10 protein-coding genes are annotated in these 14,401 nt (G+C 36.1%); 1 reads left to right on the forward strand and 9 read right to left on the reverse strand.

Features of this window, described 5'->3' with window-relative positions; genetic code table 11:
* Positions 1-269 precede the first annotated feature (269 nt).
* The 9 genes from hemB to secB all read right to left on the reverse strand — a co-directional run bounded on the left by hemB (position 270) and on the right by secB (position 13,567).
* The gene (hemB, locus tag BWZ41_RS01615; RefSeq protein WP_063630947.1) at positions 270-1,283 is read right to left on the reverse strand and encodes a porphobilinogen synthase; all 1,014 of its coding nucleotides are present in this window, start codon (positions 1,281-1,283) and stop codon (positions 270-272) included.
* Positions 1,276-2,301 carry an NADH-quinone oxidoreductase subunit NuoH gene (gene nuoH / locus BWZ41_RS01620; RefSeq protein WP_143689182.1) on the reverse strand — a complete coding sequence of 342 codons (1,026 nt, stop codon included), beginning with the start codon at positions 2,299-2,301 and terminating at the stop codon, positions 1,276-1,278. The genes hemB and nuoH overlap by 8 nt, the downstream gene beginning before the upstream one ends.
* Positions 2,285-4,333, reverse strand: a complete 2,049-nt coding sequence (nuoG, locus tag BWZ41_RS01625; RefSeq protein ID WP_143689692.1) for an NADH-quinone oxidoreductase subunit NuoG — start codon at positions 4,331-4,333, stop codon at positions 2,285-2,287. The genes nuoH and nuoG overlap by 17 nt, the downstream gene beginning before the upstream one ends.
* Before the next feature lie 5 nt (positions 4,334-4,338).
* Positions 4,339-4,551, reverse strand: a complete 213-nt coding sequence (locus tag BWZ41_RS01630; protein WP_143689183.1) for a hypothetical protein — start codon at positions 4,549-4,551, stop codon at positions 4,339-4,341.
* A gap of 244 nt (positions 4,552-4,795) precedes the next feature.
* Positions 4,796-6,292, reverse strand: a complete 1,497-nt coding sequence (locus BWZ41_RS01635; RefSeq protein ID WP_143689184.1) for a leucyl aminopeptidase — start codon at positions 6,290-6,292, stop codon at positions 4,796-4,798.
* 96 nt (positions 6,293-6,388) lie between these two features.
* Positions 6,389-7,030 (reverse strand): dioxygenase family protein, encoded by a 642-nt coding sequence (locus tag BWZ41_RS01640; protein ID WP_143689693.1) that lies wholly within the window; start codon positions 7,028-7,030, stop codon positions 6,389-6,391.
* Between the two features lie 166 nt (positions 7,031-7,196).
* A complete protein-coding gene (gene putA / locus BWZ41_RS01645; protein ID WP_143689185.1) occupies positions 7,197-10,337 on the reverse strand; it encodes a bifunctional proline dehydrogenase/L-glutamate gamma-semialdehyde dehydrogenase PutA in 3,141 nt (1,046 codons plus the stop codon).
* 134 nt (positions 10,338-10,471) lie between these two features.
* On the reverse strand, positions 10,472-13,057 hold the full coding sequence (acnA, locus tag BWZ41_RS01650) for an aconitate hydratase AcnA (protein ID WP_143689186.1): 2,586 nt from the start codon (positions 13,055-13,057) through the stop codon (positions 10,472-10,474).
* Positions 13,058-13,063: 6 nt separating this feature from the next.
* Entirely contained in the window at positions 13,064-13,567 is a 504-nt protein-coding gene (secB, locus tag BWZ41_RS01655; protein ID WP_143689187.1) for a protein-export chaperone SecB, read from the reverse strand.
* Positions 13,568-13,732: 165 nt separating this feature from the next.
* Here secB and BWZ41_RS01660 point away from each other — a divergent pair, with 165 nt between their 5' ends.
* Positions 13,733-14,392 (forward strand): Tim44/TimA family putative adaptor protein, encoded by a 660-nt coding sequence (locus tag BWZ41_RS01660; RefSeq protein ID WP_143689188.1) that lies wholly within the window; start codon positions 13,733-13,735, stop codon positions 14,390-14,392.
* Positions 14,393-14,401: the final 9 nt, after the last annotated feature.

A 14,401-nucleotide genomic window follows, 5' to 3' on the forward strand; every position in this document is an offset into this window, starting at 1 on the left:
AAGAATCCCCCAGTAGTGAGTTTTGACCCTATAATAATGTAAATTGGCATTGTAATAATGTGCTAACGCTTAAAATAAGCGTGTTTTGGCTGAATGTAGAAAAAATAAAAAAGACATGCAGCCGCTATAATTTTATGTAATCTGCCAATATATACCTGAGTTTTTTACTGAATTTTTGTTGTTAAATCTGCAGAGATTAAAAACAAGGATAAATACTCTTATTGATATGATAAGGAAAGTGGGAAGGTTTGTCAAGTCACGTCGGCCAGCTACCTATTTAGATGTTCCACACTGCTAAGACTTTTTGCAACATCAAGTGCAGCATAGGTAAATATTGCACTTGCACCTGCACGTTTAAAACCAATTAAAGACTCATAAATCACTCTGTCATAATCCAGCCATCCATTATTTGCTGCAGCTTTTATCATTGCATATTCGCCGCTTACTTGGTAAGCAAAAATCGGAAAATTAAACTTTTCACTTGCTGTTTTTATTACATCCAAGTATGGCATACCTGGCTTTATCATTATAAAATCTGCGCCTTCATCTATATCCATTTCGATTTCGCAGATTGCTTCGCGTGCATTTCTATAATCCATTTGATAACCACTTTTGTCGATGAAATTTGATGACGCACACGAACCGACAACTTGCCTGAATGGCGCATAGAAGCTAGAACAATACTTTACTGCATAGGACAATATTGACACATTCTGAAAGTCATTATCATCCAACGCTTTCCTTATTTTTCCTATCCTACCATCCATCATATCAGAAGGAGCAACTATATCGCATCCTGCTTTTGCTAAAACAAGCGCTTGCTTACATAATGCTGACACAGTCTCGTCATTTTCTACATCTATCCTACTGCTTTTTAAAATGCCATCATGACCGTGAGTAGTGTATGGATCTAGTGCAATGTCTGCAATAACGCCAATATCAAGTATCTTCGATTTTACAGCACGAATCGCTTTGCAGATTAAATTATCAGGATTATACGCTTCCTCGGCGTTTTCAGATTTTAGTTTACTATCAACTACAGGAAAAATTGCAACAGCATTAATCCCCGAGTCCTTAGCTTTCTGAATTATAGAAATTAATCCATCTATTGAATAACATTTGATATCAGGTAAGCCAGAAATTGGCTCAATTGTTTCTTCCCCGTCATGAACAAATAAGGGAAAAATCAAATCATTTACTGATAAAGTGCTTTCACTTGTTAAATTGCGCACCCACTTGCCTGAGCGCCTACGCCTTAACCTTGTATTTGGAAAATTAAACATTGGATCCAGGCAAATTCCCAGTAAAAAGCAACACTCCTGAAATGAGTATTACCCAAAGTACCGATATTGGCAAAAATACTTTCCAACCAAGACGCATTAATTGATCATAACGATAACGAGGTATTGTAGCTCTAATCCAAACAAATATAAACAAAAGTACAACTATCTTCAAAACAAACCAGATTAAACTAGGAATTTTATACAGCAAACTAAGCTCTAATGGAGGATACCACCCTCCTAGAAAGAATATTGTCATCATAGCACTTGCTAAAATCATATTTGCATATTCTCCCAAGAAAAAGAGAGCAAAAGGCATTGATGAATACTCGACGTTATACCCAGAGACGAGCTCTGCTTCAGCTTCTGGTAAGTCAAATGGGTGACGATTAGTTTCGGCAAGCAAAGAAATAAAAAATATTATTCCTATAGGCATTAGTAATAAATCAATCCAAAATGGCATATTATGTTTCGCTACCACCATCTCTCCAAGATTTAATGTGCCAGTTGTAATAACAACTATAGCAACTATTAGACCTATTGAAACTTCATATGAAATCATTTGAGCAGCTGACCTTATAGCGCCAAGAAATGCATAATTAGAATTACTAGACCAGCCTGCAATAATAATGCCATATATTCCCAAAGAGGATATAGCTAGCACATAAAGCACTCCAACATTAATATTTGCTATTACCTTAGGGATTATTACCTGCTGTCCATTTTCTGTAATTATTTCAGCTCCAAATGGTATAACTGCCCAGGAAATTAATGCTAAAATAAAGGTGAGCATTGGAGCCATAATAAACAGTATGGTGTTTGCTCTAAATGGTATTATCGGCTCTTTAATTATCAATTTGATAGCATCTGCAAATGGCTGTAGTAGCCCAAATGGCCCTACTACACTTGGACCATGCCTTAGTTGAATTGCACCAATAACTTTACGCTCAAAGTACACTAAATATGCTACTGAAAGCAGTAGCGGTACTAAAACAAATAAGATATTAATCAGCGTGTCCATGGAAAGCTTTAGTACAATCTGCCATTATTTTTGAAGCGCGACTTATTGAGTCTGTCATATAAAAATCATACTTTTTTAGAGTGAAAGGAATATTACTTAATTTGATCTCATTACAAGCAATTGATACCCATTTATTTTCTACTACTTGGTCAGCATCTCTAAACTGTGGACCAATAGTGTCTAATTTTTTCCTAACATCAAATAGACTATCATATAGAAAGGAAAGACCCAAATATTGGGATAAATTTTTTATAATCAACCAATCTTCCTTTGCTTCACCAGGAGGAAAAACAGCTAAATTTGTTCTCTGTACTCGCCCTTCAGTATTTACATAAGTTGCATATTTTTCTGTGTATGCAGCTCCAGGTAGAATGACATCTGCTATATGCGCTCCCCTATCACCATGATGTCCTTGATAAATTACAAATGTATTTTCTAATTTTGATGTATCAATTTCATCTGCACCAAGAAGATAAACAACTTCTACCTCGCCATTTTCTGCTTGCTTTAATATTTGACTAATATCCTTTCCATCTTTTTTAGGAACAAATCCAACATCGAGTCCACCAACCCTTGCTGCAGCCTTATGCAGTACGTTAAAGCCATTCCAGTCATCTCTGATCATGTTAAATTTTTCTGCAATTTTGCCAGCTAGAGCTAAAACTGATTCAGAATCATCTCTTATTAATGCATCTTGACCGATAATTAGCATAGGGTTCTGAGCCACACTCAGTAACTCACAGAATTTATGATTTCCCTCTTCTATTTCTTTTAGAACGTTTGGACCATCACCTAATCTTTCAACATTATATAGATATTCAAGATTAGGACCAATATTTGCAATAGTGAAATTACCTTGTAAATATCTCTTTCTCAATCTTGCGTTAATTATTGGTGCTTCTATTCTTGGATTTGTATTTATAAGCAGACATAAATCTGCATTTTCTATACCCTCAATAGTGGTGTTGAATACATATGACCCACGATTATTTGGTATAAGCTTTGCTCCATCTTGCCTACAGTCTATATTCCCCGAGCCGAGCTTCTGCATCACTTCTTTGAGTAGAAGCATAGACTCACAATCTGCTAAATCACCTGCAATTGCAGCTATCTTATTTGATTTTGTATTCTTTAATTTCTTTGCAGCAACAGTTAATGCTTCATTCCAATCAACTGGGGCTAATTTACCATCTTTTTTTACATAAGGTCGATCAAGACGCTGAACTTTTAGTCCATCATAGGCAAAACGGGTTTTATCTGATATCCATTCTTCATTTACCTCTTCGCTCAGCCTTGGTAATATTCGCATAACTTCCAGGCCACGATAATCAACTCTAATGCTACTTCCCACAGCATCTAGCACATCTATAGTCTCACAATGTGATAGCTCCCATGGACGCGCTGTAAAGGAGTAAGGCTTTGAAGTTAAAGCCCCCACCGGGCAGAGATCTATGATATTTCCAGATAATTCAGAACTAATATGCCTTTTTATGTAAGTGCTAATCTCTACATTTTCTCCCCTTCCGATTCCTCCAAGTTCATTTGTACCTGCAACATCAGACAAAAATCTAACACACCGAGTGCAATGAATGCATCGATTCATCGCAGTCTCAATCAGTGGTCCGAAGTGTTTTTTTGGCACAGCCCTCTTATGCTCATCAAGTCTGCTGGTTCCTTTCCCATAAGCCATCGTGATATCTTGCAAATCGCATTCACCACCTTGATCGCAAATTGGGCAATCAAGCGGGTGGTTAATTAGCAAAAACTCAAGCACACCTTCACGTGCTTTTTTAACCTTAGGGGTATCAGTGTGAATAACCATCCCTTCTGCAACTGGCATTGCACAAGAGGCTACTGGTTTTGGAGGTCCACCCTCCACTTCAACCAAACACATTCTGCAGTTACCAGCAATTGCTAAACGCTCATGATAACAAAAACGTGGAATTTCAACGCCCACAACTTCACAAGCTTGAATTATAGTGAGCCCATGCTCTACTTCACATTCCTTAGAATTAATAGTAACTTTAACCACAACTATTATACAGCTTCCCACTTTATAGGATTGCCGCTCACCTCATCTTTAACCAGATTGCCGTTGTCATATTGAGCAGACATATAATTCATGCGCGAATCACGATCTATATATCTAACAGGTTTTACCGGTTTATCTTTATACATTTTTTGCTCGGCTTTCTTACGCTGAGTAGGGTTATTTTTACTAGCTGTCTTTGCTTTCCCACCTACTGCCATATAAACTCCTAAAAACTTCTCATTTTATTTTAACACTTAAGTATATAGCGTCAATACTAAATGGCTTTAAAGTTTTAATAGATCATCATTTGAACAAAAATACTTTCTTAATGCTGCTCAAGTTCGTAACTTTAGAATCCTCCAAAAAGAAAGTGCAAGTTACTTTTATGATATCATTTTCTACACCTTGTAAATAGACAATCATGTAGCCATGAATTAAGCCATAAACCCAATACAAATATCCCTAATCATTAACCTCATAGTATTTTTCAACTAATTTATTGAGCAACCTTACACCGAAACCTACTGCCCCTCTTGGAGAAATATCAGTGCCTTTTTCATGCCAAGCAGCACCCGCAATGTCTAAATGCGCCCAATAAGTGTCGTTCACAAAACGCTGTAGAAACTGTGCAGCCATTATGCTATCCCCACCAGAACCTGCAGGAGCTATATTTTGCACATCAGCAATCGGCGAATCAATAATTTTGTTATAAGTTTCATTCATAGGAAAGCGCCATAATTTTTCATTTACTTCATTTCCTGCATCAATCAGATGATTTGCTAATTCATCGTTATTTGAAAAAAGACCAGCATATTCATTATTTCCCAGTGCAACCACTATAGCACCAGTTAAAGTTGCAAGGTCAATCATAAATTTCGGTGCAAATCTATCTTGTGTATACCATAAGGCATCTGCAAGTATGAGCCTTCCTTCTGCATCAGTGTTTAACACTTCTATCGTCTGTCCAGACATCGAAGTTACTACATCACTTGGTCTTTGAGCATTACCGTCCACTGCATTTTCTGCAAGTGCAACTACACCAACTGCATTTACCTTTGCTTTTCGTCCAGCTAGAGTACGCATCACCCCAACCACAGTAGCAGAACCCGCCATGTCATATTTCATTGACTCCATGCCACGCGAAGGCTTGAGTGACACTCCACCAGTATCAAACGTTATGCCTTTACCCACAAAAGCTACAGGCTTTTGTTCCTTGGAAGCTCCATTCCATTTGATCACTACTAATTTTGGCTCTTTACTACTTCCCTGTGCTACCCCAAGCAATGCTCCCATTTTTTTCTCTTCCATTTGCTTTTTATCAAGCACTTCAACCTCAAGACCAAGTTTAGTAAGTTCAGCTTTTATACGATTAGCGTAAGACTCTGGATATAAAATATTAGGTGGCTCAGTAGTAAAAGCACGTGCAATAAAGATACCTTCACCTTCGTGTTTTAAACGCTCAAATGATTTTTCAATGCTACTTAACTGTTCATCTTTTACTAATAATGTAATTTCCTCTACTTCTGTAATTTTTTCATCCTTTTTAGTTTTATACTTATTAAACTTGAAACTGCGCAGAAATGCTCCATATGCAACATTTGCTGTACTGCCCTCGATTGAAATAGCTGCTCGCTTGATTCTTAATCTGCTTAGCTCACAATATATTTTACCACCAATATTTAATCCTTTGCTTTCATCCCATTCATCCCTCATTCCAAGACCAGCAACTATAATATTTTTTCCCTCTGATGAAGTAACGGAGAAAAATTCACCAAAACCTCCATTAAAACCACTAAATTTCTTGATGTTATCTATAGCTTGCTTATCTTGTAGAACATTAGTTATGAGCTTATCACCCTCAAACAAACCTACCACTAGCGTCTCAAAATCGGGTAAAGCTTTAGAAATTGTTATCTTCATCGTTGACATCTCCGTTGCAAATAATTGTAAGCTGCACATAAAACATAGTAAAAACATTAGTAAGATATTTTTCATATACATTTTAAGTACAATAGCGCTTAAGACTACTATGAACTCCCCTGATATGCAAGGGCTTTATCTTTTATCAGAAAATTTGTTATGCCCACCTAGGGTTATATTAAATGTGTAGGTCTTCATGGCCTGATTGTTATAAGTAAATGGTGCTATCAGAAGGCTTGCAAGTCCACTCTCAATAAGATTACCAAGAAGAAGATCATCACAGTTATCGCAATTATGATCAGCAAAAAACATTTGTGTTGTGAATTCTGGAAAATCTGGATGTTGGACCAAAAAGTTGATGTGTGGAGCCCTATCACCAATTTTACCTGGTACTATTGTAATAAAATTATAATAGCCAAGGTTATTTACTACAAATCTTCCTGATCCAGCAAAATTTGGATCAAGCTCCACATTTTCATCATAATAGCCCATGCCAAGTGAGTCTGCGTGCCATATAGAAACCACAGCATTTTGTATCGGTAAGCAATTTACATCAGTAACTCTACCCACTACATTTATTAATTCTCCTGCTGCATTATTTGGAGAGCCAGGTTTTCTTCTTAAATTATTTGAAGAGTTAAAGCTTTTTGGCCTTGTTTCAAGATCATAAATCCCTGGAGTTTCAATACAATTAAGCAAAATAGGATCAGCCGCAAATAATGACAAATCGAATATAAATTGTACTAAAAACGCTAATAAGATATTTTTTACATTCATTTTGTTTATAGTGCTTTTGTTAGAATTATAGCAACCTTTTTCTTTTATTAAAGACAAGACTTTCTTTGAATCCTCCTTAGAATCACAACTATCCTTTCAGTGTATGAATTTTAGGTTTTAGTACTGCATACACAACTGCACGGACTTCCAATTTAGAAATTGCAAATCAATCCAAACACGCAAGTGTAATGTTACCGCCACATGCTGTAGTGTTGACACTTACAACCTTTTCTATAGAAAAACGTTGCAGATAATTAGGACCACCAGCTTTTGGTCCGGTACCTGACAGTCCTCTACCGCCAAATGGTTGTGTTCCAACTGCTGCACCTATTTGATTGCGATTGATGTATACATTTCCAACTGATATTTTCTTGCTTATTAAATCGATCTGACTTTGTACACGGCTTTGCAAAGAAAACGTAAGTCCATATCCTGTATTGTTTATATCACTTATAACTTCATTTAACTGCGACTTATTAAAACGTATGATATGTAAAATAGGCCCAAACACTTCTTGCTTTAATTGCGAAATTTTTTGTATCTCATAAATGTACGGAGGAAAGAAATAACCATCATAAGAATTTGTATCCATGGGTACCTTGGACAAAAGGTTTGAATCTTCATCCCTTGATATTTTTTCCGTATGTTTAGTGAGCATATCAATAGATGCTTTGTCAATTATTGGACCAATATCTGTGCTCAGTTGTATTGGGTCACCTATCTTTAGTTCTTGAGCTGCATTGCATATCATTTTTATCTGTTTTTCTGCTATATCTTCTTGAATAAATAGCACTCTGAGAGCAGAACAACGTTGACCGCCACTGCGAAATGCAGAAATCAAAACATCCTTAGTTACCTGCTCTAAAAGAGCAGAACTATCAACAATCATAGCATTTAATCCACCAGTCTCAGCGATAAGTGGCACAATAGGACCATCTCTACTAGCAAGCATTCGATTAATTATTTGAGCAGTTTGTGTTGAACCAGTAAAAGCTACACCGGAAATTCTATTATCTGGTACTAACGTTTTACCTAAATACCAACCATCCCCTGGAATAAGGTGTAGCACATTTTTTGGTATTCCAGCTTCGTGTAGTATCTTAACGGCTTCATAGGCAATAATCGGCGTTTGCTCTGCCGGTTTTGCCAGCACTGCATTACCTGCTGCAAGTGCAGCTGAAACCTGTCCAATGAAGATAGCGAGTGGAAAATTCCACGGTGATATGCATAAGAAAACTCCTCTGCCTTCAAAAAAGATGAAGTTATCTTCACCTGTTGGACCTGGCAATTTTTTCCAGTCATTCAGTTCATTTTTTGCTATCATTGCATAATAGCGCAAAAAGTCGATTGCCTCTCTTACTTCTGCTATTGCATCGGATAAAATTTTTCCTGCTTCCACAATCAGAATGTAAATTAACTCTTTCATCCTTTCCTCAAGCAAATCTGCAGCTTTTTCAAGGCATTTAGCGCGCTCTTCTGCTGAAACATTCTGCCACTTAGCAAAAGCACTGTGTGCTATTTCAAGAGCGTTTAAAGCTTGATCGCTTGTTGCACTTGACACTTCTCCAATTACATTTTCCAAATGTGCAGGATTCACTACTTCGATAAATTCAGCATTATCAAATAGTGCTTTTCCATCAATTATTGGTCCAATTTGCCACTTTTTTTCACTAAAACCCTTTATATCATCTGCAAATTGTGAGACTATCACAGAATCACTAATATCCATCCCCAAGGAATTTTTTCTTTCTGGTCCCAAAATATCTTGTGGTAATGGAATGCCTGGATGAGGTTCATAATTAAAATTTATAGCTTTTTCCAGTGGATCTGAAATTAACTCATCGATTTTAACGTTAGGATCACTTATTTGATTAACAAACGAACTATTAGCTCCATTTTCAAGAAGGCGTCTTATAAGATAAGGCAACAAGTCACTATGTTCCCCAACGGGTGCGTAGACACGACAGCTAACATTTGTTGCAAGCTCTGACATTGCATAATCATATAAGTCTTTTGCCATTCCATGTAAGCGTTGAAATTCAAATCCAGGGTGGTTTTTATCAGCAAGTTCCATGATAGAAGCAAAAGTATAGACATTATGAGTTCCAAAGCATGGGTAAAAGCTGTTTGGTTTACTCAAAAGTTTCTGTGCGCACACGAAGTAAGATACGTCAGTATAGCTTTTTCTTGTAAATACTGAGTAATCATTTAATCCCAATTCTTGCGTACGCTTGATTTCTGAATCCCAATATGCACCTTTTACAAGCCTCACCATAATTTTGTGCTTTGATCGGATAGCAACATCTTCAACAAAGTCAAGAACAGATAAAGCGCGCTTTTGATATGCTTGCACAGCCAAGCCAAGCCCTTCCCACTCAGAAAGTGATTCATCAAGCCGTAATTGTTCAAACAAGATTAAGGACATTTCAAGCCTTTCTGTTTCTTCTGCATCTATGCATAATGAAATGTTGTATTTTTTTGCTTCATGACAAAGCTCTAGCAGTTTAGCTCTCAACTCTTCAGCTATATTATCGAATTGACCAAATTCATAACGTGGATGTAACGCAGACAATTTGATTGAAACTCCATGCGATTTAAAACAATCATTTATTTCAGTGGATTCACCTATAGCTTTTATTGAGTGCATGTATGAATTAAAATACTCTTCTGCATCTTCAGCTGTGTGAGCAGTTTCGCCAAGCATATCAAAAGAGTATAAAAACTTACTATTGTCATCTAGTTTTGCATACCTTAAAGCTTCTTCTATGGTTTCTCCAACAACAAAATGATTACCAAGCATAGACATTGCTTGTTTTACTGCTTTGCGAATGATCGGTTCTCCTAAATTCTTAAGTAACTTAGAAATTGCGTAATAGAACTTCGAATCGCCTTCATTATCTCTCAATATACTGCTACCTATCATCAAGCTCCATGTGGAAGCATTGACAAACAACGAAGAAGAGTGCCCTAAATATTTATTCCATTCCTGATTGGCAATTTTATCTTTGATTATTTCGTCTATTGTATAATCATCTGGTATTCTAAGTAGTGATTCAGCAAGGCACATCAATGCTATTCCTTCATCATTGGAAAGCGAGTATTGCTGCATAAAGGAATCTACAATACTTAATTTATTGTGTTTGATTTTTTCAATAACTTGTTTTGCAATATTATAAATTCTATTTTTTGAATCAGCCGAAAGCTCTGCTTTTTCTACAAGATAACGTATATAACTCTTTTCATCAGTACGATAAAATCCTTGTAAACGTTTTCTGAGTTCATTAGGTTCTTGTATAGAGCTTATCATATATAATTATCTCCAAAAAATACTCCGACACCATATGTATGGTGAAATTATATCATAACTTTGCGCAGAGCAAATTGCTATTTACAAAGGGATCAGGGCTGGCTAAAAGAAGTCCATGCAATAACTTCACTAAATCAAAAAGATTGTGCAAGTATGTAGCTCAACACTCCACCACACATCAAGTATTTAGTCTCAGTTGCGGTTTGTACACAGCATTTGAGTTGAATTGATTGTTCAGAACTATCCTTTCCTTTGATGATACATTCTAGATTTCCACCTGGCACTATTTCACCTTTTATGCTTATTACCTGACTACCATCAAATATCTTTCTGGTTATTCCATTTTGGAATATAAGTGGAAGAACACCCATACCAACTAAGTTGGACCTATGTATACGCTCAAAGCTTTCTGCAATTACAACTTTAATCCCCAACAATAAAGTACCCTTTGCTGCCCAATCCCTACTTGAACCTGTGCCATACTCCTTTCCTGCCACAATGATGAGAGCTTCCTTGTAGCGCATCGCCGCATCAAAAATTGGCATAGTTTCTTGAGAAGGAATATATTTTGTATATCCACCTTCGGTGCTAACCATTTCATTTTTTATTCTAATGTTAGCAAAAGTCCCACGCATCATTACATTGTGATTACCACGGCGAGACCCGTATGAATTGAAATCCCGTGGTTCAATTCCAAGCCCTTTTAAATATAGACCGGCAGGACTACTCGAGGCAATATTTCCCGCAGGGGAAATATGATCAGTAGTTATGCTATCGCCAAACATTGCTAATATTTGTGCACCCTTTATATCGATTTTATTATTTTTAGGTGATAAGTTATCAAAATAAGGCGGATTTTGTATGTAAGTACTGTTTGCATCCCAATTATAGATTTCACTTTTTTCACACTTTATCTTCCGCCAATGTTCATCACCAGAAAAAACATCCTTATACTTTTGTATAAACATCTCACGTGTTACCACACTTTTAACACAATCTTCGATTTCATTGTTTGTTGGCCATATATCTTTGAGATAGACATCATTTCCATTCTTATCTTTGCATATTGAATCTTTTGTCAGATCAATTTGCACAGTACCAGCAAGTGCATATGCAACAACAAGTGGCGGAGATGCCAAGTAATTAGCTTTGACTAACGGATGAATTCTTCCTTCAAAGTTACGATTGCCAGATAAAACTGCAGCAACGGTTAAGTTTTTGTTTTTAATGCCATCTTCTATATCTTTATTAAGTGGACCAGAATTCCCAATGCAAGTTGTGCAACCATATCCAACTAGATTAAAACCCAAAGCATTTAGATCTACCTGCAATCCAGACTTTTCTAAATATTCTGTTACAACTTGTGACCCTGGAGCAAGAGAAGTTTTAACCCAAGGCTTTGATTTTAATCCAAGTTTAATTGCATTACGAGCTACAAGACCTGCAGCAATCATCACACTTGGATTTGAAGTATTAGTGCAGCTTGTTATTGCTGCAATAACTACACTTCCATCTTGGAGTTTATCGCTTTCCTTTGACTCATTAACTGAAAATGATTTAGAAAAAGACTCTGCCACTTGTGAAAGAAAAACCTTATCTTGTGGTCTTTTAGGACCAGCCATTACTGGCTTCACGCTCGATAAATCAAGTTCTAGTGCGTCAAAAAATGCTAACTCATTATTGCCACGCCACAATCCTTGCTCTTTCGCATAAGCCTCAACTAACTTAATCAGCTTTTCTGGTCGCCCTGTTAAATGTAAATAATCGAGTGTTTTCTGATCAATTGGAAAAAACCCACAAGTTGCACCATACTCTGGGGCCATGTTTGCTATAGTGGCTCTATCTGCCAAAGATAAATAATCTAAACCATCACCATAAAATTCTACAAACTTACCAACAACGCCTTTTGTTCTTAGGATATTGGTAACCGTCAGCACTAAATCAGTCGCAGTTACTCCTTCCGGCAGTCTGCCAATTAATTTAAATCCAACTACTTCTGGAATCACCATACTAATTGGTTGACCAAGCATCACAGACTCAGCTTCTATGCCTCCAACACCCCAACCAAGAACTGATAACCCGTTAACCATTGTAGTATGGCTGTCAGTACCAACTAAAGTATCAGGATATATGACTCCATCATTATTACACACAACTTGCGCTAAATATTCAAGGTTCACTTGGTGGCAAATTCCGGTACCGGGTGGCACTACTCTAAAATTTGTGAAGGATGATTCTCCCCACTTTAAGAATTGATATCTCTCCAAATTTCTTTTTACTTCTAGCTCAACATTCTTACTGAATGCGGAAACACTTCCATAACTATCTACTTGAACAGAGTGATCGATCACAAGATCAACAGGTACAGATGGATTTATTTTGCTTGGGTTACCTCCGTTTTTCTTCACATAATTACGCATTGAAGCTAAGTCAACGACAGCGGGAACTCCTGTGAAATCCTGCATCAAAACCCTTGCTGGTTTGTAGCTAATTTCGTGATTAATGTGTTTCTTGACGCAATTTGCTAATATCTTTATGTCATCTAATTTAACGCTTACTCCATCTTCGTTGCGCAATAAATTTTCAAGCACAACCTTCAGCGAGCAGGGCAATTTAGTTGTATCTATTCCTAAAAATTCACTAGCACTACTTAGGCTAAAATAGTTGTATGACTTCCCGTAAATGTTTAAAGTCTTCTTTGCATTTAAAGAATTGTTCATCCTGTATTAGTTAAAATTGGAATTACTAACGCTACTTTTTTGTTGCTGGCTTTGCTGCTGATACATAGTTTCAAAATCTATAGGATCTAGCATAAGTGGAGGAAACCCACCATTACTTGTAGTTCTTGCGATTATTTCCCTTGCAAAAGGAAAAAGAAAAGTAGGTCCGCCAATAAACAAAGTTCGCCTCATTTCCTCTTCACTTAGCTTTGTAGAGTTTTCTATTGAAAAAATGCCACAATACTTTACGTCGCAAATGAAAGCTACACCATCTTTCACATTTTCATCTTTTACCGTTGCTTTGGCTTCTATATGCAAAGTAATTTCATGAAAAGGCTTTTCTTCATTTATTCCTTTTTTGCTTTCTGTTCCTTCTAATTTTGCCGAATTAATGTTAACCATTACATTAATATCGGGAGCTTTACTAGAAGAAAGGAATGGCGAATTTGGATTCTCAAACGAAAAATCTTTGACATATTGACCATGAATTTTCATTTTATGTTGTAACATTTCTTAAGTCTCCTTTAATTAAGTTGAGATGTTTAATACTTTCTTATATAATATATCCATTTACAAACGAATAGTAAACCTAACTATAGGTTAATATGAAAAACATATTTTTATCAATAATTAATAATATTTAGATACTTTATATATCAAAAGGAGCAAGTTACCATGATAGAGCTTGTAATATATGCTTTACTAGCGGCGTTTATTTTTTCACGCTTATATAACTCTTTAGGAAGATCAGCCAGTCTCAATCTAAAAAAGCTAACAGGTGTATTGGATGTAAGTCAAAGTAAAGAGGATGTAGTAGAAAATATCGAAGATTATATTTATAGCAATGACAAAAGTTCAATAGAAGCTACTTATGAACAAATATTACAAAAAAACAGAGAGTTCTCTATTTCCAATTTTATCGAAGGTTCAAACATAGCTTTTGAATTAATAATTAAATATTTTAACCAAGGAAATTTACCTCAATTAAAATCCCTTCTGGACAAAGATTTGTATAATAGCTTTATAGACAAGATTAAACATCGTAAAGAGATACACGAGTCTATAATTGTTTCTATCGTTTCACAAAAGATCTTAGAAATAAAGTTAGTGAAAAACATAGTATTTATTGCAGTATGTTTTCTTTCAGAGCAAATTAACTTTGTTAAGAATAATGAAGGAGATGTTATATCAGGTAGTATGTCCACTGTTAACAAAGTTGAGGATGTATGGCAATTCAAAAAAAATATTAATTCATCAGACCCAACTTGGTTACTTGTTTCTATTAACTATAAGAAGGCAAGTATTGATGAAAATTTAACAACAAACGATAAGTAAGGTTGTTGC

This window comes from Wolbachia endosymbiont of Nilaparvata lugens (assembly GCF_007115045.1).
In the GTDB taxonomy this organism is placed as follows: domain Bacteria; phylum Pseudomonadota; class Alphaproteobacteria; order Rickettsiales; family Anaplasmataceae; genus Wolbachia.

What these genes read in the sequence shown, in the direction of transcription:
- BWZ41_RS01630 (WP_143689183.1), bottom strand. Translation starts at nt 4,551, where the DNA reads ATGGCAGTAGGTGGGAAAGCAAAGACAGCTAGTAAAAATAACCCTACT.
- secB (WP_143689187.1), bottom strand. Translation starts at nt 13,567, where the DNA reads ATGTTACAACATAAAATGAAAATTCATGGTCAATATGTCAAAGATTTT.
- hemB (WP_063630947.1), bottom strand. Translation starts at nt 1,283, where the DNA reads ATGTTTAATTTTCCAAATACAAGGTTAAGGCGTAGGCGCTCAGGCAAG.
- BWZ41_RS01635 (WP_143689184.1), bottom strand. Translation starts at nt 6,292, where the DNA reads ATGTGCAGCTTACAATTATTTGCAACGGAGATGTCAACGATGAAGATA.
- BWZ41_RS01640 (WP_143689693.1), bottom strand. Translation starts at nt 7,030, where the DNA reads ATGAATGTAAAAAATATCTTATTAGCGTTTTTAGTACAATTTATATTC.
- acnA (WP_143689186.1), bottom strand. Translation starts at nt 13,057, where the DNA reads ATGAACAATTCTTTAAATGCAAAGAAGACTTTAAACATTTACGGGAAG.
- nuoH (WP_143689182.1), bottom strand. Translation starts at nt 2,301, where the DNA reads ATGGACACGCTGATTAATATCTTATTTGTTTTAGTACCGCTACTGCTT.
- putA (WP_143689185.1), bottom strand. Translation starts at nt 10,337, where the DNA reads ATGATAAGCTCTATACAAGAACCTAATGAACTCAGAAAACGTTTACAA.
- BWZ41_RS01660 (WP_143689188.1), top strand. Translation starts at nt 13,733, where the DNA reads ATGATAGAGCTTGTAATATATGCTTTACTAGCGGCGTTTATTTTTTCA.